The organism is Paenibacillus sp. 2TAB26, assembly GCF_052115145.1.
In the GTDB taxonomy this organism is placed as follows: domain Bacteria; phylum Bacillota; class Bacilli; order Paenibacillales; family Paenibacillaceae; genus Pristimantibacillus.
Genome location: NZ_JBFRGC010000041.1, coordinates 11,695 through 36,552, shown reverse-complemented (window position 1 = coordinate 36,552; position 24,858 = coordinate 11,695). Strand labels below are relative to the sequence as shown.

Sequence of the window (24,858 nt, the reverse complement as noted above, 5' to 3'; positions counted from 1 at the left end):
TCTTTTAACGCTAGGACAAAAGGAGGACATTATGAACAGAGCGCTCAAAAATCCGATTACTTACGTGGCGTTCATTATTCCGACGCTTGCTTTATATGCTTTGTTTTTTGTTTATCCCGTTATCGTATCTTTTTTTTACGGTTTCTTTCGTTGGGATGGCATTACTGAGAAGGTGTTTATCGGATTTGATAACTTTACGAGATTGTGGCAGGATGAAATTTTTAGAAAAGCACTTTTAAACAACTTTTATTTCATGGCGTTTTCCCTAATCGTGAACATTCCGCTCGTCTTCTTGATTTCGATCATTATTAGTAAAGTTAGACGGATGCGTGACTTTTACAAATCGGCCGTGTTTGTGCCGGTTGTTATATCGACGGCTACTGTTGCCATATTGTTCGGCGTTTTGTACAACTATGATTCTGGAATGATCAATCAATTAATTCGTCTTGTTGCACCAGAAAGCTGGGCGCGCGAATGGTTGTCGGATCCTAAGCTTGCAATGCTCTCGATTCTTATCGCGAATGCATGGCAAAATATCGGCTTCTTCATAGTACTTTGTTTGGCAGCAATTCTAAACATTCCGAAAGAAATTATCGAAGCTTCTAAGCTGGATGGCGTAACCGGCTGGCAAGAAACATGGATGATCACATTGCCGCTTGTTAGACCAATCCTATTTGTAATGCTGCTTCTTTCTGTTTCGGGAACGATGAAGGTGCTTGATATCGTACAAATCATGACGAACGGCGGTCCTTTCCAATCCACAGAAGTTATGGCGACTTATATGCTTAAAGTTGGCTTCCGCTCTCTTGAACTTGGATATGGCAGCGCGATCGGTGTTGCGATGTTCATTATTATTTTGATTCTTACCGGTATTTTACAGCGCATCACAAAAAGCGAGGAGGTGCAGTACTAATGGAACGTTCCCGAGGCACACAATGGTGGATGCATACATTTTTAATGGGGTATGTTGCAGTAGTGCTCTTCCCTCTGTTATGGTTATTCATGTCATCATTCAAAACAAACCGTGAAATAACAGTAAATACATGGTCTTTGCCAACTAGCTTTAACTTCGATAACTATATCGCTRCTTGGGAAACGGCTAATATTGGCAAATATGCGCTGAATAGTACAATTGTAACCGTTGCAGCTTGTGTATTGACGCTCCTTTTTGCAGCGATGACTTCATTTGCGATTGCGCGGATGAAATACACGAAGATGAATAAAGCTGTTTATAATTTCATTTTACTTGGCTTAATCGTCCCAGCGGGTGCATTGTTTATCCCGTTGTACCGTTTAATTCAAAAGATCCATTTGTTTGGACAGCCATTATATGATACACATTGGTCATTAATTTTGGTATACACCACATATGCTTTGCCGATAACCGTGTTTATTATTTATGCATTTATGCTTTCGATTCCAAATGAGCTTGAGGAAGCTGGCATTATGGACGGGCTAGGCGCAAGCGGTCTGTTCTTCAGAATTATTATTCCGATTTCGATGCCGGCACTAGTTACTGTATTTATTTTAAATTTCATTGGCAACTGGAACGAATATATTTTGTCCCAACTATTTATAACATCTGAATCACTCAAAACACTGCCAACAGGTATGGCAACCTTTAATGATGGCTATCGCACAAACTTTGCATCGCTGTCTGCTGCGGTAATCATAAGCATTATTCCGGTCCTGGTTGTGTATGTGTTCTTGCAGCGTCAAATCATTGAAGGTATGACGGCAGGCAGTGTGAAGGGATAAGAAAGAAGGAGCCTCCTAGATGAACTTGAGACCGAAATTGATGCTTGCATTCATATTTCTGATCGTCATTCCGATGATTGGCCTCGGCATATTCTCATTTATTAACTCTGAGACGCTGCTGGAGAAAAAGTATAGCGAGCAAACCGAAATTTCGCTCAGGGCGGTAGGAGGCAATATTCATTATTTCTTTCGAGAGCTTGATCAGCTATCCGATGGTAATTTAACGAGCACAGAGGTGCAGGAAACACTGAAATACAGCTCGTATAATTCCAATGATGCCGGTACACTCATTCAAATTAACCAAGCAGAGAAAGAAATGAAACGGATTTTGTTCCAACACCCTGCTGTCAGCTTTGTTGTGCTGTATGCGAAGGATGGGACGATGTTCCGCTCTTACCGCAACGATCCGACGACGTTCAAGCCTATTTCCTTTGATATGCTCAAACAGCACTCTGTCTATAAGGATGTTATGAATCTTGGCGGACGTCCGCTTTGGATTGGACCTTATGAACAGCGTGAGCTGACAGGTGTTGAACCACCTCTATTTACACAAATTCGAGTCGTTAAGGACATTGAGTCATTTAATGATTTGGGCGTAATGATTACGCAGTACAAAACGGAAGAAATATCGAGCATGCTCAAAACCTTTCAAAACCCGCAATCCAATGCAGCTGAAACAAGATACCTCATTGTCAATAAAGCAGGCCTTATTATGCTAGACAGCAAAAAAAAGATGGATGGTCATAATATAAATGAACAGACCGATTCATTGCCGCAGCACACGAATAACTACAACAGCTCGCGAGAAAAGTTTGAAGGTATAGACAGTCTTGTTTCTTCCTATCAATTGGATCGCAATGGTTGGATACTTGTGTCCATAAAGCCATGGGATTCACTTACTAACGAAAATGTTCGGTTTGTCCAGTGGATTGGGATGATTACGGTCCTTGGTTTGCTATCAGCGGTGTTGTTCAACGTCTTTTTTGTTAACCGAGTAGCGAAAACGATCATTAAAGTTGTTCGTAAAATGAGATTGGTTGAGCAGGGATTACTTGATATTCGAGTAACCGCTCAAGGTAAGGATGAAACCGTTCTACTGGCCAACAGCTTCAATAGTATGGTTGAGCGAATCGGCAATTTGCTTAGTGAAGTGCGCAGAGAGCAGGCACGTAAGCAGCATGCGGAAATGATGCTTATGCAGGCACAGATTAAACCGCATTTCCTATTTAATACGCTTGAATCGATTAATGCTCTTGCAGCACAAAATGAAGGCGCAAAAATTATGTTGATGGTGCGCAGATTAAGCAATTTGCTTCGCACAAGCATGCATCAATCCGAAGAAATAAGGATCAGCCAAGAAATTGAGCATGTCCGCAGTTATTTGGAAATACAGAAATACCGCTTCGAGGAGCTTTTCTCATACGAATTGAATGTCCCGGCAGAAGCACTTGATTTCTCCATACTAAAGCTTTCGCTTCAACCGCTCGTAGAAAATAGCATTCAGCATGGGTTTGATGGTTATGAAGACGGACAAGGCAGGATATCAATTGATGTAACTGCTGAGCCTCATCAGATCGTCATTATGGTTCGTGACAACGGATTAGGCATGAGCTCCAGAGTGCTGACTAAGCTGTCAGCAGAGTCAGACTCTGAAAGCAAGCAGACGGATGCTGCGCAAATGGGTGAGAGAAGAGGACTTGGATTACGAAATGTTGCAGATCGCTTGCGCATACATTATGGTCCTGCGTTCGGTTTGTGGATTTGTAGTCAAGAAGGCAGCGGGACCGTTATTCGCTGTGTAATTCCGAAGAGCAGAGGTGATCAGCTATGACGGGTAAAGTACTCCTAGTTGACGATGAGGCACATATTACGAGAAATTTAGAAAAAGTTATTCCCTGGGAAATGCTAGGGCTTTCCGTTGGCGGTACAGCTAAAAATGGTGTTGAAGCGTTAGAGCTTATGGAGCAGCAACACTTTGATTTATTGCTGTGCGATATTCGCATGCCGGTTATGGATGGTTTGGAGCTTGTTCGGCATATCCGTGATAAAGCGATGGCTTGCGATATTATTATGCTGTCGGGATATCAGGATTTCGCTTATACACGAACAGCAATTCAATTTGGCGTCAATGATTATGTGTTAAAGCCTATACCTTATGATGAATTGACTGGTGTTATTGCTAGAGTAATGTCTACTCAGCGCAGTAAGCAGAAGCTGCAGCAGGAAGAGAAGCAGAAGCTTGGCCGGATGATCGATCTCGCTAGCGAGAAAATTTTGTACGATATTATTATGGATTATACCGATGTTACTGCAGATAATTGGCTCTTGACCGGAGATGAACAGCAGCTCAAGCGGCAGCAGTTCGTCTTAATTGTGCTTGATCTTGATGTAAGCTCGGAGAAGACAAAGGATTGGCGTGACTGGTCCGATAAGGAAAGAAAGCTGTGGAATTTTGCTGTATGTAATGTACTGCGTGAGAAGCTGCAGCAAAATGGGCTGCATCATGCGGTCATTCAAATTCGAGATGGTGAGTGGTGTGTACTCATTGAAACGGAGAAAACGGCTGAATTTGATATTGCCTTCATTAAAAACTGGGCAGACATGTTGTTGTCTGCGATTAAGAGCCATGTAAAGCTGAATTTATTTGCAGGTATTTATCATAAGTTTGCAGCGGTTGCTGACTTATCCCAAGCCTATAAGCTAGTACAGCAAGGGATGCAGCTTACGCCTGTCCATGACATTATCGCTATTTATCCATCCGCTCAGCAAAAATCATCGCAAGCAGATCAAGCGTTTTGGGATACTGCGGAGAAATTAATTGGAGCGGTTAAACGCGGGGATACGATAAGCGTAGACAGCGAGCTTCAAAGTATTACGCTGCTGTTGCAGCGAATGAATGAGCCTTCATTAAATCGTGTCAAGCCGCTGCTTCATTTCTTTGTCCTGCATCTTATGCGTGAGATGAAAGAAATGGGCGTATTTACTCGCGAGCAAGAGGATATGCTTTGGCGCAGATTGGATCGCCGCTTTGGGATTAAGGATTTATTATCAGTTATTCGTCAAGTTACGAATACGGTTTCGGAGAAATCTATGGATAAGAAAAAGCAATCGRAACGTTCAATGGCTGAAGCGAAAGCCTTTTTGGACCGCAATCTTTATCGCGATTTAAGTGTCGAAGAAACGGCAACTCATGTCGGTTTAAGCACCTCTTATTTTAGTTTATTGTTCAAGCAGACTTTTGGCGAAACGTTTATCGAATATGTAACGCGGCAGCGGATGGAGCGCGCGAAGGCAATGCTTGGGGAATCACTCAAGAGCGTTGCACAAATCGCGAAGGAAGTCGGTTATGCGGAGCGGCGATATTTTACAAAAGTATTTATGAAATATACAGGTGAGAATCCTACCGATTATCGTACGAGACGGCAAGAGGGCGGACAACATAACGAGGCTTTGAATGAGCCGTCGTAATAGGGTTGATAAGTGAAGGGACGGGGAAGCATTGACGACAACGCGTGAGTGGGACAACTGGAGCTTGAAGAAGAAGGTTGGACAATTATTTGTATTTGGTTTTCATGGCTTTGAGCCAACGGCGCAAATCAAGCAGTTAATTGAAACGAGCGGCATTGGCGGAACGATCTATTTTTCCCGCAATGTGAAGGATGCTAAGCAGGTGCACAAGCTTAGCGGCGAGCTTCAAAGCATCGCAAGAAAAGCTGGCAATCCGCCTCTATTCGTAGCGATCGATCAAGAAGGCGGCATGGTTGCAAGACTAGTTGACGGTGTAACGCTTATGCCGGGCAACATGGCACTTGGTGCAACCGGCGATAAGGAGAGCGCTAGAGAGACAGCTTTTGTATGTGGTGAAGAGCTTCGTCAATTGGGTGTTACGATGAATTATGCGCCTTGTATTGATGTTAACAATAATCCGGATAATCCTGTTATTAATGTACGTTCGTATAGCGACCGTTCTGATGTTGTTGCGGAATTCGGAGCAGCCGCAGTAGCTGGCTATCAAGCTGCACGAGTTGCTGCAACAGTTAAGCATTTTCCAGGGCATGGCGATACGGCGGTGGATTCCCATCATGCGCTGCCTATATTGCTGCATGGGCGTGATCGGTTAGACGCGATTGAGTTGAAGCCGTTCCGCGCTGCGATTGAAGCGGGTACGGATTGCATTATGACAGCGCATGTTTGCTTGCCGGCGCTTGATCCATCAGGCGTGCCGTCGACTTTGTCTGAGCCTGTCATCACGGGATTACTGCGCAAAGAGCTTGGTTATGACGGGATTGTTGTGACAGATTGTTTAGAGATGGATGCGATTGATAAAACCTATGGTCCAGAGCAGGGCGCTATTAAAGCGCTGCAAGCGGGAGCCGATATGGTGCTGATCAGCCATACATTTGATAAACAATGGGCTGCCCTTGAAGCCGTTGTGCGTGCTGTTGAGAACGGTGAGCTTGCAGAAGCTCGTATTAACGAGGCGCTTAATCGGATTATGACACTTAAGGAGAAGCTTGTGCTTGAGGAGCCTTTGCTGCCGTGGTCACAAGTGGAATGGGAAATTGGTACGGAAGTAAATCGAGCGGTTGCAATTAAATGGAGCGAGGCTTCAGTTACATTAGTAAAAGACGATGGGCCATTGCTGCCATTAAGCCGCGAGAAAAGCACGCTCGTATTGTGGCCCCAAATTGTCCCTGTTTCGGTGGCTGACGAAATGCTTTCAGGTGACGGCTCATTAGGTCACTTTCTTGGAGAGTATGGAGCTAATATCGTCGAGCGTCAAATGGATGATGACCATCCACTCGCTGATTTGGAAACATTCTCACAAATCGTCGTTGTCACTTATGACGCTTCCAAGCATCCGGTAGAGCGTGATATTGCACGCGAGGTCGTAAGATTGGCACCGGAGCGTACGATAGCTGTGTCGGTTCGGAACCCGCTTGATCTATTGCTATACCCGGAAGTAAAAACGTACATGGCAGTGTATGAGTGTCGTCCACTCGCGCTAGCTGCTGCTGCGAGAGTATTGTTAGGTGATCTTATGCCGCAAGGCAAGCTGCCGTTAGAAATATCGGCTGCATACCCATTCGGCTGGAGTGCTGCTGTTCATAGCTAATATAAACCAAAGCTGGGCCGCGAGATATATCTCGCGGCCATTTTGTATGCAACACTTATTGTCCAATTAAATTGGAATAGGTTAAGTCATGCAAAATATAGGCAAGGAAAAAAACAACACAGTCATTCTCATAGCGATGCTGAACCTTCACCAGCTGGTTATAATAAGTATCAGCGTAATGAGGGTTATTTCGCATCTCAAGGCTTGCTTTGATTAAGGCGTCCAGCTTGTCGGAAATATCAACGAGCTCGCCATTTGCATCTGCTGACTTGCTGTGCACAATGAATTCGGTCATATCTTCATGAAAAAACGATGGAAGCTTATTAATCATGAACTGAGCGGTTTCTTTCTCGTATTGCTCGAAAGCGTGTTTAATGTCTGGATTATTGTGCTTGAAATTCGATACAACATCGCCGGATAAAGCTTCAGGCAAATCATGAAGGGCAGCTTTGGCGAGCAGCTTATAGAGATCGATATTTTTATTGCCGAAGCGCTCGATTTCAAGCAGCCCATTAAACAAAGCAAGTGAAGCGACTCGGAAGGAATGTGTCGCATCATTGTCTGGAACGAGATTATAGCTGCCGTTCCATCTTTTTACGGTATCGAGATTCATAATGTATTGGATAAATTCATAAAAGCCATCATGTTTATCGTATTCATCGAGCAGCCAGTGTATGGGTCGAAGCTCTGTGCTTCGCAGCACTTGTTCGAGCTCCTTATATTTGGCATGAAAAAAAGGATTCGTGTCATAACGAGATTCTCTGTGACAATACAAATAGGCATCCAGCGTATCGATGGCATCAACTAATTGTCCAATAGGTGTATCATCTTGCGCATGGACGATAAAATCGAAAGCTTGAGCCTGTAGAGACTTGGATAGGTACGAGACAATCCCCTTGCTAAGTTCCATTTCGAAGTCTCGGATATGATTCATAACGAGCGATTCTTTTTTGGTGACATGCTTAATGGAGCCGGTGCCCGTGTTTTTGAGATCACCCCATAAGCATCTTCCTACAAGCTTCAGCTTATCTAACGGCTGCTTGAATATTTTTTCTTCAATAATACCAATCAAAATAGACAATGCAGCGCATCTAAAGCTATGAGCGGAGGCGTTATCCTCAAATCGTGGAGCATATTCGCTCCATCTAGGTACATATTGCATCCGAATAATCGTATTGGTGAATTTACCGTTTTTCATAAATCGGGCTCCTTTTTAGTCGAAGTTCAAGAGTTTCCGTTCATGTGCGGAGTGTCTATGTTATTATATAGCTTATGTACAAAATCGACTAGAAGAGGTAAATGAGGGAAAGTTCATGCGTGAATGGGGTTTAGCTTTTAACCAGCAATTTGAGAGATGGATGTTCATCATTATTCCAGGATCGTTGATACTTGGCTTTTTATTTGCAACACAGCTTCAGCCTTTTATTGAAATGGTTCCTTACTTATTTGCCTATGTCACGCTAACGATGGCCATTGGCTGCGGATTAGGACAATTGCGAGAGGTATTGAAGCGGCCGGGCATTATGGGGCTTACCTTTTTGATTGCTCATGTCGTATCTCCGCTGGTAGCCTATGGACTTGGGGCGCTCGCATTTGGTGCGGATTCGCCTTATGTGGTGGGCCTCGTTTTGTTTACGCTTATACCAATCGGAGTGTCCACCGTGCTATGGGTTGGCATGTCAGGAGGCAGTGTTCCGCTTATGCTTGCCATGGTTGTGCTCGATTCAGCGCTTAGTCCACTGGTAGTTCCGGCGGGTATCCATCTGTTTTTTGACTCCGCTGTTGAAGTGAAAGCAGGACCCATTATTGTTGATTTGCTCGTTATTATTGTACTTCCTACGATCATTGGCGTTGCCCTCAATCAAATGAGCCGAGGACGTATTCAAAGTATCGTGCAGCCCTTTACAGCACCGCTTTCCAAGCTCTGTTTCGTGGGTGTTGTCGCATTAAATGCATCGGCTATCGCGCCGCATTTAGGAGAACTGAAGCAGGATATGCTGCTGCTCGTTCCGATTGTTGTGCTGCTGGTTAGTGCTTGTTACACCTTCGGCTACATTGGAACGGCGCCGCTTCGCAAACGCGAGCAGCAGGTGACCGTTTCCTATGCAACAGGAATGCGCAACATTTCTCTTGGCATTGTGCTAGCGCTCGGTTATTTCAGTCCAATAGCTGCTGTGCCTGTTGTGTTGTCGATTCTTATACAGCAGCCTTTAGCAACCGTGTACCATTATGTTTTACAAAAACTTAATAATCACAAGGGTAGCGAAAGTACTGCGACGCATGTACCATAAACGATGTGTGCATGATTAAACATAAGGAGTGAATGTTAATGAACAGCTTTCGCACTAGGCTGACGCTCATCATGATTGCGATGATCGCATTATCGGTCAGTGCAGCAGGATTATTTATGGTCAAAACGTTCAAAGAAAACCATATCAACGCGCTTGAAGACAATATGGTTCGTGAGATGCAGATCATCTCGGCAAAAATGAATTGGAAATCAGGTGAAATTTCCTCCTTATATGACTATTATACAGATGAGGCAAAGGAGCTCCAGCGTTATGCGGGTGCTCGAGTAACCTTTATTCGCAATGATGGTGTGGTGTTAGGTGATTCAAATGGAGATCCTCGGGATATGGACAATCATCTAAACCGTACCGAAGTTAAGGAAGCATTGGCTACAGGAACAGGAAGATCGATTCGGGCTAGTGAAACGGTTAGACAAAATATGATGTATGTCGCTATTCCTGTAACGGTGGTGCCGGGTCAAGCGCCTGATGTGATTCGCCTTGCGATGAGTTTGAAGGAAGTTGATGAAAGCATACGTCAATTGACGATGATGCTGTTCTTAGGATTGCTTGTACTTTTCCTTATTGCAGCTTTTATTAGCTACCGCCTTGCACTTGGTCTGACAAGGCCGCTGGAGCAAATTACGAAGGTTGCTAAACGCATTAAAAATATGGATTATTTGGCAAGAGTAAAAGTGATGAAGCAAGATGAAATTGGTGAGCTTGGAAATGCTATTAATGCGATGGCAGACAGCTTGCAAGTTCAAATGACGCGTATCCAGCAAAATGAGAATCAGCTTGAGAGTGTTCTTGATAATATGATTAACGGAATCGTCATGATCGACCTAAATGGAAAAATCGTCTTGATGAACAGACGTGCAGAGGAAGTGCTCGGCTTCTCCGCTCGTGAGCTCGTTGGCCGTCATTATGCGGAAGCGAAGCAGCAATACGAGCTGTCGCAAATGATTCAAGAGGGTCTTAAAAGCAAACAGCATCTGCGTGAGGAAATTACGTTTTATTTTCCAGAGGAGAGGCTGCTGGAGCTTAATCTCGTGCCGATTCATCCGGAGGGGAATGATTTCTCTGGAGTACTGCTTGTATTGCAGGACGTTTCCGCTATTCGCAGACTGGAGAGGATGCGCAGTGAATTTGTCGCAAACGTCTCCCRTGAGCTGAAGACGCCGATTACCGCAGTAAAAGGTTTTGCTGAGACGCTGCTTGGCGGAGCGGTTAACGATGAGGAAACAGCCCGTTCTTTCTTGCAAATAATATTTGATGAGTCAGATCGGCTTAACCGATTGATCGGAGATATATTGGAGCTGTCCAAAATCGAGTCACGGCGAGTGCCGCTTGTCTTCTCGCCTGTAGAAGTGGATACGTTCGTTCACAAATCGATTAAGCTGATGGAATCAGAAGCGGTACGCAAAAGAATTGAGCTCAGCATGAACATCGAGCCGGGACTTTATGTTGAAGCCGATGAGGATCGTTTGCGTCAAATCATTATGAATTTGTTATCGAACGGGATTAACTATACGCCTGAAGGAGGCAGAGTATCCTTAAAGGTTGAAGGTTTAGGCGATGATCATATTCGCATCCAAATTAGCGATTCCGGCATCGGTATTCCGAAAAAGGATCTGCCGCGTATATTTGAACGGTTTTATCGCGTAGACAAAGCACGTTCGCGCAGCTCAGGCGGTACGGGGCTTGGATTATCGATCGTTAAGCATCTCGTTGAGCTTCATAAAGGTACAATTACAGTAACAAGTGACGTTGGTGTAGGATCTACATTCACGATCGAGCTGCCTGTACTGCAATAGAAAAAAAGATTTACCTATTCTTCATGAATCCGTGATAAACTAAAGCTAAACGTTCTAAATATGCGGATGCGGCGTCTTTGGCGCCGCCATTCGCCAGGTTGGAGGTAACATGTCGCATAAAGTGCTCGTCATTGAAGATGAACCGACATTAGCAAGGCTTCTGTCGTACAATTTGACCCAAGAGGGCTATGAAACGACCGTTATCGATCATGGCGGGGAAGGCTTGCAGACGGCTTTGCAGCGTAATTTCGATTTGGTCATCTTAGATATCATGCTTCCTGGCATGAACGGCTTTGAAATATTAAACCGTCTTCGCCAAAATGGCGTAAGAACACCGGTCATTATTTTAACAGCTCGCAATGCGGAGGAAGAGGTTGTGCAAGGACTGAAGCATGGTGCTGATGATTATATTACGAAGCCGTTTGGCGTGGCTGAACTTCTAGCACGCGTATCCGCGGTGCTTCGTCGGACACAGCTTGATGATAGCAAGCCGATCGAGTCTTCAGAGAAAGTCATCACAGCTGGTGATTTGTCCATCTATCCCGAGAAGTATGAGGTCATCTTAAACGGCGATACGATTCCGCTTAGACCGAAGGAGTTCGAGGTTCTGCTTTATTTAGTACAGCGTCCAGGCATGGTAATTACGCGGGATGATCTTATGAATGTCGTGTGGGGCTTCGATTATATCGGCGGCCAACGTACGGTTGATGTTCATGTGAGCTCATTGCGGAAGAAGCTGGAGCTTGGTCAGCAATCTGTACAAATCGAATCGATCCGTGGTGTAGGTTATAAGCTCGTTATGCCAAAAAAGCTCGTTACCCCGAAATTATAGGGTGGACGAGCTTTTTCTAATATTTATACTTATCTTATATTTCTCCGTCAAAGCTGCTTCAGCATCCAAAGGACGCTGAAGGCATTATTGCTTGATAAGCAGACTATTGCCGGTTAAGCACAAGCATCTTACGCTGGAATTGCTTAGGCGAGCAGTCGTTGTATTTTTTAAACATTTTATAAAAATGTGCCATATTCGGCATCCCGATTCGCTCGCCAACCTCCGATATGCTCAAATCCTTCGTCAGCAATATTCGTTCAGCCCACTTCACTTTGCGATAATTCACATATTCCGTAAAAGAAAGCCCGATCGTTTTTTTGAAATATTTTACGAAGTAATAATAGCTCATATTGGCGATCTTGCAAACCTCTTCAACTTGGATACGATCCGTCAGATGATTTTCGATATAATCGAGCACCGGTTTCAGGCGAATGCGCTCAAAGTTATCTTGCTCAATCAACACTTTGCGGCTATCGTTGCGAAGCAAAAGCAGCAATATTTGCTTAACTAAAACGCTGACTGCCAGCTCATAGCCTGTTTCTTTATGTGTCGTCTCGTGCAATAGCTGATGAATGTAAGAGACAGCTTGCTGCTTTGCCGTGTTGTTTTCTTGGAAAATATAATTCGCTTTACTGAGCGGTGTTTGGGTTTCTGAGAAGTACCGCATATAGGGAATCGTGCTTTGATCAAAAAACGGTTCCAGATCGAATTGAAGCACAATATAATCGAGCAAGTTATGGCTGCGGTCGGAGTGCAGCTCCGAAGCTCCGATAAGCACGATGTCGCCAGAAGTCAGGTGAAAGCTTTCTTCATCGACGTAAACGTCCAGCTCACCCTCAAGAATGAGCAGCAGCTCAACCTGTTTATGATAATGCCAGTTTGTATAACCGTCCAGACTGCGAATGGGGCGAAAAACGCGCAGCGACAGCAATGGGTTTTCGTATGCGACTTTTTCATTTATTGCTTCCAAATCTAATGTTACCCCCTTGGCGCTGCATGACAATATCCTTATTGTAGTGAATGCTTTCACCATTAGCAATAAGGGAGCGGTATAAATGATGCGCGATTGCTCATTTATCGTTAAAATAGATATAACTTAGCAAGTATACGGAGTAAGGGATTAGCAGAGAGGGCTGGACGACATATGGAACGGGATTCGATAAGGGATTATGGTTTGGAAAATGTGCTGCTGCTCGACCGCATGAATGAGCTGAATGAATTAGATGTGTTATATCCCTTTGCGCTGGATGAGCTGCTTTGCAGAAAAACAGGGCAGGGAGGTCCAGCCATTTGCCATATTTGGCGTCACCCAAGAGCGTTTGTTATGGGGCTGCGCGACAGCCGATTGCCAGGCGCTGCCGACGCTGAAAGGGCTCTTCAATCGGAAGGCTGGTCTACTGCTGTACGCAATTCGGGAGGAGCTGCGGTACCGCTTGATTTGGGGGTCATTAATATATCGCTGATCATGCCGAAAAAAGCGTTGGACTCCTTTCATTTTCATGATGATTTTGAAAAAATGTATGGGCTGATTCGTCATGCATTACAGGAGACGGGCTGCCAAGTAGAAAAAGGGGAAATCAAAGGCGCTTATTGTCCTGGCGAATTTGATTTGAGCATTGGCGGGTATAAATTTTGCGGCATCGCACAGCGTCGGCAGACGCATGCCTTTATTGTACAAGCTTTTATTGTAGCGGATGGTTCTGGTCAGGAGCGGGCCAACTTCGTTCGATCCTTCTATGATAAAGCTGCGCAGGGGGAAAACGAAAACGATTATCCGCTTGTGGCTGCTGAAAGCACGGCTAGTTTGGAGCAATTGACACCGCTTGGCGCAGGAGCCGGAGATGCTTTTGTCAAAGCGGTCAAACGAGTCATAGCTTCGCAGCAGACGGAAGCGGGTATGAGAGAAGCAGAGTCGAAGCTTGTAATGCCGACAAAAGAACAAACCATGGAAATGGCCAACTTATTGCGTTCTAGGTATGCGATTCCATCTCAATAAATTACGCTAACGTTCCGTTTTACGGATGAGCTGGTTGACAACCTCTGAGAAAATAAGACCAATGGCAATGGCTCCTGAGAGCATGAATGCTTTTACGGCTAGCTGCACGGCAATGTCATAGTTGTCTTCAACGACGTTTCTCATTGCATCGTAGGCGAGTCCGCCGGGAACTAAAGGAATAATGCCGGATACGCTGAAGACGATGATGGGCGTTTTATATAGCTTTGAGAATAGCTGGCTCACTACGGTTACGATAAAAGCAGCAATTAACGTCGCAGGAATGGTATCCAGCGACAGCTCTGTGCAGGAAATATAAATGAACCAGCCTATCATGCCAACAACGCCGCAGTGCACAAGCGTTCGCTTCGGTACGTTGAAGATGAGGCCGAAGGCTGCTGAAGCTATAAAGCTAGTGACTAGCTGTTCTAATATCGACAACGTAATACACCTCCGAATTTTACGAAATTTAAGAAAGTATATCATTTTCTATTACTTATCTTATATTTCACCGTCAAAGCTACTTCAGCGTCTAAAGTACGCCGAAGGCGTTTTTGCTTGATTAATAAAACGAGAGCACCGCGGCGATACCCGCACCCACAGCGAATGCTGTAAGAAAAGCTTCTGCTCCCTTCGAAAGCCCTGATACAAGGTGGCCTGCCATCAGGTCTCTGACTGCTGCTGTAATATGCAAACCGGGCACAAGAGGCATAACAGAGCCGATAATAATTTTATCGAGGTCAAATCCATATCCTTTATGTACAAACAGCACGGACAAGGTGCCGATCAGCAAAGCCGTAATAAACTCGGAGAAAAACTTGATCGGCACGATTCGATGCAGCTTAACTGAAAAACCGAAGCTAATGCCGCTGATGAGCACAACAGGGATGAAGTCGCGCCAGCTGCCTTGGAACATGATAAGAAAACAACCGCTCGCTATAGCTGCAGCTATGATTTTCATCCAAACCGGATAAACGAAGGCGTTAGAGTCTATTTCCTGTAAAAGTCGGTGTGCATCGCCAGCAGCCAGCGTGCCGGTGCTAATTTTTCTGGAAATATCGTTGACTAAGGATACCTTAAGCAAATTCGTCGAACGCTCGGAAATACGAATGAGCTTCGTCATCTGGGATGAACCGTCAATGGCAAATATAATACCGGTCGGCGTGACGAAGCTATGGGAGTTCTCTATGCCGTAAGCAGCTGCAATTCGGGACATCGTATCTTCGACACGATAGGTTTCGCCGCCGTTTTGCAAAATGATTTTGCCGGCCAATAAACAAATTTGTGTAATCTCGTGGCTATTGATGATGCTTTTATCCATTGCGGCCTGCCTCCCCAATCCGAGCGAAGTTGTTCTTTATCCTGTTCTTACTTGCTGCTTTTGGTTTGATGCTCGAATTCAGTCCGAATACGAGCAAGCAGTGCAGGATCGGCAAATACGTCGTATGCGGTTGCTGCTAGCATTTTGGCACCAAATAACATGCCGTCCAGCGCATATTCGGTCATTGCCGCATCACGAAACGCCTCCGTATGAAGCAGCAAACGATCTTGTACCACCTTGACGTAAGGATGAATAGCTGGACAGCGAACGGAGACGTTGCCTAAATCAAGCGAGCCATGATCCTTGCCGATTTCCATATCCTCAGGGCGAATGCCTGCCTCGATCAGATTCGTATTGAACTGCTCGGACAATGCTTCATTAGTAAGCAGCTCGTCATAAGAGTATTCGAAATGATTTGTTGTAACGGTGCAGCCCGTCTGCAATGCGGCCCCTTCTGCACAGCGCAGCACTTTCGCAGTGAGCTCGTTTGTATAAGTGCGTGAAGCCGAGCGGACATAAAATTTGGCCGATGCATAATCAGGAATGATGTTCGGCGCCTTGCCGCCGTTGTCAATAATACCGTGAATGCGCGCATCGCTGCGTGTTTGTTGGCGCAGCGCATTAACGCTATTGAACAGCTGAAGAACAGCATCCAGCGCATTAATTCCTTCATATGGACTTGCAGCTGCATGCGCGGCTAGACCATGAAATTCAAACTGCACAGCATCCAGTGCAAGAGATTCACCTGAACGTTCAAACGTATAGTATGGATGCGCCATTAAAGCGAAGTCGCAGTCATCGAATAAACCTGCCTCTGCCATTGGTACTTTCGCTCCGCGTGTTTCCTCAGCTGGCGTACCATAGATGCGAATTTTTCCGCCAATGCCGCTGTTTATCAAAGCCGCTTTAAGTCCGACAGCTGCCGCCATGCTCATTGAGCAGATGAGATGATGTCCACAAGCATGTCCGATTTCTGGTAGAGCATCATACTCGCATAAGAAGCCAACTGTCGGGCCTGGGCTTCCTGTATCATAAACACCGATAAAAGATGTCTCAATGCCTAAAATACCACGTTCAACCTCAAACCCGTATTTTGCAAGCTCCGTACAGAGCAGCTCAGAAGCAAAAAACTCCTCATGGCCAAGCTCTGGCCGGCTGCCCACCGATCGTGATATCGTGCGAAAAGCGTCCGCATATAGATCAATTTCATTAAATATAAGATTTTTATCGGTCATTATATTTTTTTACCTCCTGAAATGAAGTGAAACCTATGAATTCGGCTGTATGTTCGGAATAGGTCGGCTCCCAACAGCGGAAAGTCTGCTATTAGCACGTATGTGTTCTTACAACCTCCGAAGTAGCCTAGCTATGTGCCTGTAAGAACCTACAGGTTCTTATGGAGCCCGTCAGGCGTGCTGCCAGCAGCGGAAAGTCTGCTGTTAGCACGTATGTGTTCTTACAGCCTCCAAAGTAACCTAGCTATGTGCCTGTAAGAACCTATAGGTTCTTACGGAGCCTGTCAGGCGTGCTGCCAACAGCGGAAAGTCTGCTGTTAGCACGTATGTGTTCTTACAAGCTCCAAAGTAACCTAGCTGAGCGTCTGTAAGAACCTATAGGTTCTTATGGAGCCCGTCAGGCGTGCTCTAGCAGCGGAAAGTCTGCGGTTAGCACGTATGTGTTCTTACAACCTCCGAAGTAACCTAGCTGAGCGTCTGTAAGAACCTATAGGTTCTTATAGAGCCCGTCAGGCGTGCTGCCAGCAGCGGAAAGTTTGCTGTTAGCACGTATGTGTTCTTACAGCCTCCGAAGTAACCTAGCTGAGCGTCTGTAAGAACCTATAGGTTCTTATGGAGCCCGTCAGACGTGCTGCCAATAGCGGAAAGTCTGCTGTTAGCACGTATGTGTTCTTACAACCTCCAAAGTAACCTAGCTAAGCGTCTGTAAGAACCTATAGGTTCTTATGGAGCCCGTCAGGCGTGCTGCCAGCAGCGGAAAGTTTGCTGTTAGCACGTATGTGTTCTTACGGCCTCCGAAATAACCTAGCTGAGCATCTGTAAGAACCTATAGGTTCTTATGGAGCCCGTCAGGCGTGCTGCCAGCAATCAAAGGATCATCGCTGCAAGCACCTATGTGTTCTTACGGAGCCACCCCCGAGCCGCCTAACTGCCCCCACATCAGCGCATGCCGTGAATTTTTTTAAACTGCTCCGGGCTTAACCCTTCAAGCCGCCTAAAGACGGAGCTGAAGTAGCTGGGGGAGTCGAAGCCGACGCGCTGGGAGATTTCGTGCATCTTGATCTCGCTTTCGCGGAACATAAGCTCCTTGCTCCGATTGACGCGCTCTCGGTTTACGTATGCCATTGGTCGCATTTTCAAAGCTTTCTTAAAAAGCAAGCATAGGTACTGCGGCGTTACATCGATACAGCCTGCTAAATCCTTTATCGTAATAAGCTTGCTGTAATTAGCTTCAATATAATGAAGAACAGGCTGCAGCTTCAAGTAGTTTTGTTCTACCGAGTGTGAGCTTACAAGAATAACCTTCATTAAATCAAGTAAAAACATGTAAACCAGCTTTGAGCATTCGAGCCCGAGAAAGGATCGGCCGGATTGCGTCATTGCGTAAATGTTTTTCATGTGGGTAACAATCATATCATGATCAGCAGTCGAATAGACACCGGATTGTGTAATTCCAGCCTGCCTAAACAGCTTGTCGGACAAATCGCCTCTAAAGCTCATCCAAATGATTTCCCAAGGCGCTTGTATTGAAAAATATTGATGCTGCTCGTTTGGAAACAGGCAGAACCCTTGCCCAGCCCGAACGGTCATTTGTTGATCGCCAACATGGAGCTCGCCCGAGCCGCTAATGACTTGCAGCCATTGAAAATGAGGATAGCCGTTTGGACGGTCAATCGGCTCTTGATCGCTCCAATGCCCGATACTCGTGAGATAAACCGGGAGTGTCTTGTCCGTCTCTGTCAAAATCGGAAAAACCATCGTGTCGATAGCGGTGGCCTCCTGTTTCATATTTTTATAATGATGCGAAAATACTGTTATATAGTTGGTTCGATGTACAAGATATAATATGAATATCATTATAGTATAACCAATAATAGCTGCAAGCAAGACGAAAATGGAGGCAGATGAGATGAGTATGAAATTTCCCCCGATAAGTGCAAAAATTCCGCAAATGCTGCATGGTGCAGATTATAATCCAGATCAATGGCAGAAGTATCCTGAGGTGTTGGAGGAAGACATCCGCCTCATGAAGCTTGCACATTGCAACGTGATGTCTGTAGGCATTTTTGCATGGATGGCGATCGAGCCTGAGGAAGGCGTATTTACATTTGAATGGCTGGACACGTTGCTTGATAAATTTGCTGCTAACGGCATCTATGCCTTGCTTGCTACACCAAGTGGAGCACGCCCGGTATGGATGTCTCAAAAATATCCGGAAGTGCTGCGCGTTGCACCTAACGGAATTCGTAATTTGCATGGTGCGCGTCACAACCACTGCTTCAGCTCACCTGTATATCGCGAGAAGGTAACGATCATGAACTCGAAGCTGGCAGAACGTTATTCGGATCATCCTGCGGTCATCGGCTGGCATATATCAAATGAATATGGTGGCGAATGTCACTGCTCGTATTGTGAAGACGCTTTCCGCGACTGGTTGAAAAATAAATACGGTACACTAGAAGCACTTAACGATGCTTGGTGGACGACGTTCTGGAGCCATACGTATACCGATTGGAGCCAAGTCGAGTCGCCAACCGAGCGTGGCGAGAAAGCGGTTCACGGCCAGAATGTTGACTGGAGAAGATTCGTTACGGATCAAACGGTTGATTTCTGCCACAACGAAATAGCTCCGCTGCGCGCCGCTAACAGTGAGCTTCCGATTACGACGAACTTTATGCTTGATTTTGAGCCGCTTAACTATTGGAAGTTTACAGAGCTGCTCGATATGATATCGTGGGATGCTTATCCAACTTGGCATGACAATGGCGGAGATGACAGCGAGCAAGCGGCGTGGATTGGCTTCAACCATGATGTGTTTCGTTCGCTTGGCGGCGGAAAGCCGTTCATGCTGATGGAAAGCACGCCGAGCATGACGAACTGGCAGCCGATCAGCAAAGTGAAGCGTCCAGGCATGCACATGCTGTCATCGCTTCAAGCGGTTGCACATGGCTCAGATACTGTTCAGTATTTCCAGTGGCGCAAGAGTAGAGGCTCAAGCGAGAAGCTGCATGGTGCAGTAGTGGATCATGTCGGCCATGAGCATACTCGCGTTTTCCGCGATGTGGCTGAGCTTGGCGAAGCTTTGGAGAAGTTGACCGAAGTAGTAGGTACAACTGTGAAGCCTGAGGTAGCGCTTATCTATGATTGGGAAAATCGCTGGGCAGTAAAGGATTCGCAAGGCCCGCGCAATAGCGGTCTTCATTATGAAGAAACGGCTAAACGCCATTATCGTCCGTTCTGGGATCTGGGTGTGCCAGTGGATATTATTGATTCGGAATGCAGCTTTGATTCGTACAAGCTCCTTATTGCTCCTATGTTATATATGGTGCGTCCGGGTGTAGGCGAGCGCATTGAACGTTTTGTTGAAAATGGCGGTACTTTCATCGCTACTTATTGGACAGGTATCGTCGATGAGAACGACCTATGCTTCCTAACAGGTTTCCCAGGACCGCTGCGCAAGACGCTTGGGATCTGGTCCGAGGAGATCGATTCGCTGCATGATCATGATTCCAATCAGGTCGTGCTGAAGGACGGAAATAAGCTTGGACTGAGCGGCCAATATACAGCACGCGAGCTGTGTGATCTCATCCATCTTGAAGGTGCGGAGGCACTTGCTGTTTACGGTGAGGATTTTTATGCGGGTCGCCCTGCCTTAACGGTAAATCATTTGGGTGCAGGCAAAGCCTACTATGTTGCATCGCGCAACGAAGCATCTTTTACAAACGATTTTCTGACTCGAATTATAGAGCAAGAGGGGATCAAGCGAGTTCTTGATTCCGAGCTGCCGCATGGCGTAACTGCACAATTAAGAACAGATGGCGTGAACGACTACGTCTTTGTATCCAATTTCAGTGCAAATGAATCTTCGGTTGCTTTAGATGCTCAGCAGTATACAGATTTGTTGACGGGTGCGGCTCTAAACAACAGTGTTGAATTGAAGCCTTACGGCTGCCGGATCTTGAAACGAGCTTCGAAATAATACTAGCCTCATAGAAAAGCTGTGTGAAGCGTACAGGAAACTGTATGTGGATCACAGCTTTTTTGTTGTTTAGTCATAAAGACTCTCTTATCGGAAAATTCAATAGGCATGTTTTTACGGAAATTAAAAAATATATTGTCGAATTTAACATTCCGATAACATTTCTACCTAATTCAATTGATGCTTACGACCTATAGTGAGTGCATAAGGAAAAAGAAGGAAGGGTGAGGGTGAAGTGACAGCGACTGTTCTAGATAAAGAAAAACAATCAGCTATCGAGAAAAATGAGCGTACTGCTCCAAACACACCACTTAACGGAAACGTACAACAATTAATTGAGGTAAAAGGAACCGATGAAAGGACTGTTAAGCAAGCGGAGCAGCGTGCTGATGAAAGAACAATGCATCCGGTAAAAGCAGAAGCAACGCGCCTGCATCATTTTTTGCGTCAGGCTCCAACAATAGACGCAGAGCATACATGCCGGCAGACGATCGCTGTGTTTAAGAAGCATCCGGAAAGTGAGTGCATTATCGTAACTGGGGAGCAAGGGGCTCCTATCGGTCTGATGATGCGCAATCGGTTCTTCCTGAAGCTGGGCCATCGCTTTAGCGCAGATTTGTATGATGACAAACCAATTACAAAGCTTATGGATGCGAGTCCGCTCGTAGTCGATTATGATTATGCACCGCAGCAGCTCATTGACAGCGCATTAAGCCGCCACGAGAGTGTGCTTTACGATTGTGTCATCGTTACGTTAAAAAATAAGCTTGCAGGTATATTGACTGTGTCGGACATGCTCAAGATTTCCCGGCTGCTGCAGCAGGAAGCCGTTGATGCACAAATGAGTACGATTCGCTCAGCAGAGCAGCGGGTGAGAGAGATCGAACAAGCCGTCAGCAGCGTTCGCAAGTCAACTGAACATGGCGAGTCAATGTCTGTAGATATGGTCGATTTGACCCTAACCGGCAAAAACGAGCTGGATAAAGTAACAAAAGCTTTTAACGCCATGACGCTGAATTCTGAGCTTCAGGAGAAACGGATGAATGAGCTTCAATCTGAGGCGGGGTCAATCAGCAAAGTTTCTTTATTAATAAAAGAACTGGCAGAGATGAGTAATCTACTCGCGCTGAATGCTTCTATAGAAGCAGCCCGTGCAGGGGAGCATGGGCGCGGGTTTGCGGTAGTAGCTGGTGAAGTGATGAAGCTGGCTGGCCAAACGAAGCAATTTGCGAATGAAATTACGACGTTAACAAAAACGATAGTTGATGCCATTACGCAAACGACAAGTCTTGCTCATTCGGGACGAATGGAGACGATCGCAAGCGAAGCGAATATCAATGAAGCCGTGGAGGTGTTTAATCATCTTTTCCGAGCGGCAGCTGATAATCGCAATAGCGCGAAGCAAATTGGCGTTTTATCGGAGCAGGCACATCAGCAAGCCGTTCATATCGCAGTCGAAATGAAAAAATTACAGCAATCTTATTTTTAACATGGAGTTTACAAAAACAGAATACGAGGTTTACAAACGGCTAGTAGTATAAGAGGCACGGGGATGAACCCTTACAGACATAATAAGAGGAGTGGTAGAGTTGTTAAAGAAAAAAGGGTTTAAAGGAATTCTAATGTTGTCGATGGTGACGCTGCTCGTATTCGCAGCTGCATGTGGTAATAATAGCGGAAATAAAGGTTCTGAAAATACAGGATCTAAGAATAACACTGCAACTAACGCACCAGCTGGTGAAGATGTGAAATTGTCAGGCGAAATTAAAATTGATGGTTCAAGCACAGTGTTCCCACTTACAGAAGCAGCAGCTGAAGAATTCAACAAAGAGCACAAAGATGTACGAGTACCGGTTGGCGTATCTGGCACAGGCGGCGGCTTCAAACAATTTTGCGCAGGCGAAATTGCCATTGCAGATGCTTCCCGTCACATCAAGGATGAAGAAGCAGCAGCTTGTAAAGCAGCTGGCATCGAATATACAGAGCTTTCTGTAGCATTTGACGGTTTGTCTGTTGTTGTAAGCAAAGACAATGACTTCATCGACCACTTGACAGTTGAAGAGCTGAACAAAATCTTTACAACTGGCAGCACAGTAACAACTTGGAAAGATGTTCGCGACACTTTCCCTGCTGAGCCGATCGTAATGTTCTCACCAGGCGCTGATTCCGGAACTTATGACTATTTTAATGAAGCTATTCTTGAAAAAGCAGGCATTCGCAATGATAAAGCAATCAGCTTCTCTGAAGATGACAACGCACTTGTTCAAGGCGTAGCAGGCAGCAAATACGGCATTGGCTACTTCGGTTTTGCTTACTTTGAAGAAAACCAAGATAAATTGAAAGTTGTTCCTGTAGACGGCGGCAAAGGCGCTATTGCACCAACTTATGACACAATTAAAGACGGCACTTATGCTCCATTGTCCCGTCCGCTCTTCATCTATGCAAACAATAAAGAGCTTGAGCGTCCAGAAGTGAACGCATTCGTTAAATACTATATCAACAACATCGGTACTTTTGCTGGCGAAGTTGGTTATGTATCCCTTCCAGATGAGCAATACGCAACTGAAGCAGCAAAAATTAAATAAGTAACAAACGACCTGATGAAAATGTGTGGTGTCTCGAGGGACATCACCTTTTTATCGGCACAAATGTAAACGAATTGTAAAGGCAAGAAGGAGGACGCTGCAATGCCAAGCCAAGGGCTGCAAACGGTCAGTAAGGCTCAAACAAACAGCAAGGAAGTCTATGATTTCAAAAATAAACGCGTAAGCATCATGAACAAATTGATGCCAATCCTATTGTTCCTGTGTGCATCCGTATCTGTTCTAACTACAATAGGTATTGTCGTCACACTCATCTCAGAGACCTATCAGTTTTTTCAAAAAATACCGATTTTTGATTTCTTGTTTGGGACCAAATGGTCACCGTTAATTCCGCCCAAAAGCTTCGGCGTTTTGCCGCTCCTGTCAGGCACGCTCATGATTACGTTTATCGCTTGTTTAGTCGCTATCCCTCTAGGGCTTGCAAGTGCCATTTACTTATCAGAATATGCACCGAAGCGGGTTCGTAAAGTAATTAAACCGATATTGGAGGTACTCGCAGGAGTTCCAACCATCGTATATGGTTACTTTGCTCTTAGCTTGGTTACACCTCTTATTCAAAGTATTTTTCATAGCGCCGGCGTGTTCAACGCATTAAGTGCCGGTATTGTTGTCGGTATTATGATTATTCCTATGGTTTGCTCGCTAAGTGAGGATGCGATGTCCTCTGTACCGCGCAGCTTGCGTGACGGCGCTTATGCGCTTGGCGCAACACGGTTCGAGGTTGCTTTGAAAATCGTTGTGCCAGCAGCCTTCTCGGGTATCGTGGCTTCTGCCGTACTTGCTTTCTCAAGGGCGATCGGCGAGACGATGATCGTTACGGTAGCGGCAGGCTCTACACCTAATATGACGGCTAATCCGCTCGAGAGCATCCAGACGATGACCGCTTATATCGTTCAGGTCAGCCTTGGGGATACGCCGCATGGAACGGTTGAGTATGGATCGATCTTCGCGGTCGGCATGACGTTGTTCGTCATTACATTCCTACTCAATATTCTTGCCCAGTACATTGCAAGAAGATTCAGAGAGGAGTACTAAGATGAACATATTTCTAGATGCAAACCGCAAGCAAATTGCTAATCGGCGGAAAAAGGATTGGATGCTTCATATCCTGTTCGTCGCCGCCACTTCCATCGGCGTTCTCGCGCTTTGCGCGTTAATCGTAGATATTTTGATCGACGGTATTGCAAGGCTCCAGCCTGATCTATTCACGAACTTCCCGTCTCGCAAAGCGGACGGTTCCGGAATGAAGTCGGCGCTGGTTGGTACGATTTACATGCTGCTTATTATGGCGCCTATTTCCTTTATTTTTGGAGTAGGAGCTGCGATTTTCTTGGAGGAATATGCGAAAAAGGGCCGGATTACCCGGATGATTCAGCTTAATATCAGTACACTAGCGGGCGTTCCGTCCATCGTATACGGTATTTTGGGCTTAACCTTGTTCGTACGACTGCTCGCTCTTGATCGCAGCCTCATTGCAGGGGCGCTCACGATGACGCTGCTTGTGCTTCCTATTATTATCGTATCTGCACAAGAAGCGATTCGTGCCGTTCCGAAATCACGCCGTGATGCTTCGTTCGCTCTAGGCGCGACCAAGTGGCAGACCGTTTCTCGCTCTGTTATGCCCTCAGCTCTTCCGGGCGTACTAACTGGCGTCATTCTTGCTATGTCTCGTGCAATTGGAGAAACGGCACCGCTAGTTATGATTGGAGCATTAACGTATGTTGCCTTTTTGCCAGAAGGTCTTAAGGATTCGTTTACGGTTATTCCTATTCAAGTGTACAACTGGTTGTCCAAGCCACAGCTTGAATTTAAGGAGCTTGCGGCCAGCGGTATTATCGTTTTACTAGCGCTGCTGTTGCTAATGAACTTTTCGGCTATTTTGCTTCGCAACAAGTATCAGAAGAATATTTAGGAGG

Annotated in this window: 20 protein-coding genes; 14 read left to right on the top strand and 6 right to left on the bottom strand. The window is 45.6% G+C overall.

Translation table 11 applies throughout. The features are described 5' to 3' along the window. Window positions 1-31: 31 nt before the first annotated feature. From AB4Z50_RS32540 to AB4Z50_RS32520, 5 genes are read left to right on the top strand one after another with little or no spacing between them, the layout of a single operon-like run. The gene (locus AB4Z50_RS32540) at window positions 32-913 is read left to right on the top strand and encodes a carbohydrate ABC transporter permease (RefSeq protein ID WP_076270206.1); all 882 of its coding nucleotides are present in this window, start codon (window positions 32-34) and stop codon (window positions 911-913) included. Next, complete coding sequence (locus AB4Z50_RS32535; RefSeq protein WP_441885934.1) at window positions 913-1,758, top strand: carbohydrate ABC transporter permease; 846 nt, start codon at window positions 913-915, stop codon at window positions 1,756-1,758. The genes AB4Z50_RS32540 and AB4Z50_RS32535 overlap by 1 nt, the downstream gene beginning before the upstream one ends. A 19-nt stretch (window positions 1,759-1,777) precedes the next feature. Next, window positions 1,778-3,589, top strand: coding sequence for a cache domain-containing sensor histidine kinase (locus AB4Z50_RS32530; RefSeq protein ID WP_339204018.1), 1,812 nt, complete (start codon window positions 1,778-1,780; stop codon window positions 3,587-3,589). After that, the gene (locus AB4Z50_RS32525; RefSeq protein ID WP_441885931.1) at window positions 3,586-5,226 is read left to right on the top strand and encodes a response regulator transcription factor; all 1,641 of its coding nucleotides are present in this window, start codon (window positions 3,586-3,588) and stop codon (window positions 5,224-5,226) included. Before AB4Z50_RS32530 ends, AB4Z50_RS32525 begins: the two co-directional genes overlap by 4 nt. A 31-nt stretch (window positions 5,227-5,257) precedes the next feature. Next, a complete protein-coding gene (locus AB4Z50_RS32520) occupies window positions 5,258-6,874 on the top strand; it encodes a glycoside hydrolase family 3 protein (protein WP_441885928.1) in 1,617 nt (538 codons plus the stop codon). A 55-nt stretch (window positions 6,875-6,929) separates the two neighbouring features. Here AB4Z50_RS32520 and AB4Z50_RS32515 read toward each other — a convergent pair whose 3' ends face one another. Beyond that, the gene (locus tag AB4Z50_RS32515; protein ID WP_441885925.1) at window positions 6,930-8,072 is read right to left on the bottom strand and encodes a YfbR-like 5'-deoxynucleotidase; all 1,143 of its coding nucleotides are present in this window, start codon (window positions 8,070-8,072) and stop codon (window positions 6,930-6,932) included. A gap of 115 nt (window positions 8,073-8,187) precedes the next feature. Between AB4Z50_RS32515 and AB4Z50_RS32510 the strand changes: the two genes are divergently transcribed. The 3 genes from AB4Z50_RS32510 to AB4Z50_RS32500 all read left to right on the top strand — a co-directional run bounded on the left by AB4Z50_RS32510 (window position 8,188) and on the right by AB4Z50_RS32500 (window position 11,811). Next, entirely contained in the window at window positions 8,188-9,165 is a 978-nt protein-coding gene (locus tag AB4Z50_RS32510) for a bile acid:sodium symporter family protein (protein WP_441885922.1), read from the top strand. A 38-nt stretch (window positions 9,166-9,203) separates the two neighbouring features. Next, entirely contained in the window at window positions 9,204-10,979 is a 1,776-nt protein-coding gene (gene pnpS, locus AB4Z50_RS32505) for a two-component system histidine kinase PnpS (protein WP_441885920.1), read from the top strand. Between the two features lie 109 nt (window positions 10,980-11,088). Continuing rightward, window positions 11,089-11,811, top strand: coding sequence for a response regulator transcription factor (locus tag AB4Z50_RS32500; protein ID WP_076270199.1), 723 nt, complete (start codon window positions 11,089-11,091; stop codon window positions 11,809-11,811). Between the two features lie 103 nt (window positions 11,812-11,914). Here AB4Z50_RS32500 and AB4Z50_RS32495 read toward each other — a convergent pair whose 3' ends face one another. Next, the gene (locus AB4Z50_RS32495) at window positions 11,915-12,781 is read right to left on the bottom strand and encodes an AraC family transcriptional regulator (RefSeq protein ID WP_339204013.1); all 867 of its coding nucleotides are present in this window, start codon (window positions 12,779-12,781) and stop codon (window positions 11,915-11,917) included. A gap of 174 nt (window positions 12,782-12,955) precedes the next feature. Between AB4Z50_RS32495 and AB4Z50_RS32490 the strand changes: the two genes are divergently transcribed. Then, on the top strand, window positions 12,956-13,807 hold the full coding sequence (locus AB4Z50_RS32490) for a lipoate--protein ligase family protein (protein ID WP_441885915.1): 852 nt from the start codon (window positions 12,956-12,958) through the stop codon (window positions 13,805-13,807). 6 nt (window positions 13,808-13,813) lie between these two features. On the opposite strand, the gene AB4Z50_RS32485 is transcribed toward AB4Z50_RS32490, so the two are convergent. The 4 genes from AB4Z50_RS32485 to AB4Z50_RS32470 all read right to left on the bottom strand — a co-directional run bounded on the left by AB4Z50_RS32485 (window position 13,814) and on the right by AB4Z50_RS32470 (window position 18,148). After that, on the bottom strand, window positions 13,814-14,290 hold the full coding sequence (locus AB4Z50_RS32485) for a threonine/serine exporter family protein (RefSeq protein WP_441885912.1): 477 nt from the start codon (window positions 14,288-14,290) through the stop codon (window positions 13,814-13,816). A gap of 76 nt (window positions 14,291-14,366) precedes the next feature. After that, the gene (locus AB4Z50_RS32480; protein ID WP_441885909.1) at window positions 14,367-15,125 is read right to left on the bottom strand and encodes a threonine/serine exporter family protein; all 759 of its coding nucleotides are present in this window, start codon (window positions 15,123-15,125) and stop codon (window positions 14,367-14,369) included. A gap of 47 nt (window positions 15,126-15,172) precedes the next feature. Beyond that, window positions 15,173-16,360 (bottom strand): M20 family metallopeptidase, encoded by a 1,188-nt coding sequence (locus AB4Z50_RS32475; protein ID WP_441885906.1) that lies wholly within the window; start codon window positions 16,358-16,360, stop codon window positions 15,173-15,175. A gap of 939 nt (window positions 16,361-17,299) precedes the next feature. Further along, entirely contained in the window at window positions 17,300-18,148 is an 849-nt protein-coding gene (locus AB4Z50_RS32470) for a helix-turn-helix transcriptional regulator (protein WP_083682407.1), read from the bottom strand. A gap of 121 nt (window positions 18,149-18,269) precedes the next feature. On the opposite strand from AB4Z50_RS32470, the gene AB4Z50_RS32465 reads away from it, so the two are divergent. The 5 genes from AB4Z50_RS32465 to pstA all read left to right on the top strand — a co-directional run bounded on the left by AB4Z50_RS32465 (window position 18,270) and on the right by pstA (window position 24,854). Further along, window positions 18,270-20,339 carry a beta-galactosidase gene (locus tag AB4Z50_RS32465; protein WP_441885902.1) on the top strand — a complete coding sequence of 690 codons (2,070 nt, stop codon included), beginning with the start codon at window positions 18,270-18,272 and terminating at the stop codon, window positions 20,337-20,339. 235 nt (window positions 20,340-20,574) lie between these two features. Continuing rightward, window positions 20,575-21,828, top strand: coding sequence for a methyl-accepting chemotaxis protein (locus AB4Z50_RS32460; protein WP_441885899.1), 1,254 nt, complete (start codon window positions 20,575-20,577; stop codon window positions 21,826-21,828). 100 nt (window positions 21,829-21,928) lie between these two features. After that, window positions 21,929-22,924 (top strand): PstS family phosphate ABC transporter substrate-binding protein, encoded by a 996-nt coding sequence (locus AB4Z50_RS32455; protein WP_441885896.1) that lies wholly within the window; start codon window positions 21,929-21,931, stop codon window positions 22,922-22,924. Window positions 22,925-23,113: 189 nt separating this feature from the next. Further along, entirely contained in the window at window positions 23,114-23,977 is an 864-nt protein-coding gene (gene pstC, locus AB4Z50_RS32450) for a phosphate ABC transporter permease subunit PstC (protein ID WP_256711019.1), read from the top strand. Window position 23,978: 1 nt separating this feature from the next. Then, a complete protein-coding gene (gene pstA / locus AB4Z50_RS32445; RefSeq protein WP_076270190.1) occupies window positions 23,979-24,854 on the top strand; it encodes a phosphate ABC transporter permease PstA in 876 nt (291 codons plus the stop codon). The last annotated feature ends 4 nt before the right edge of the window (window positions 24,855-24,858 follow it).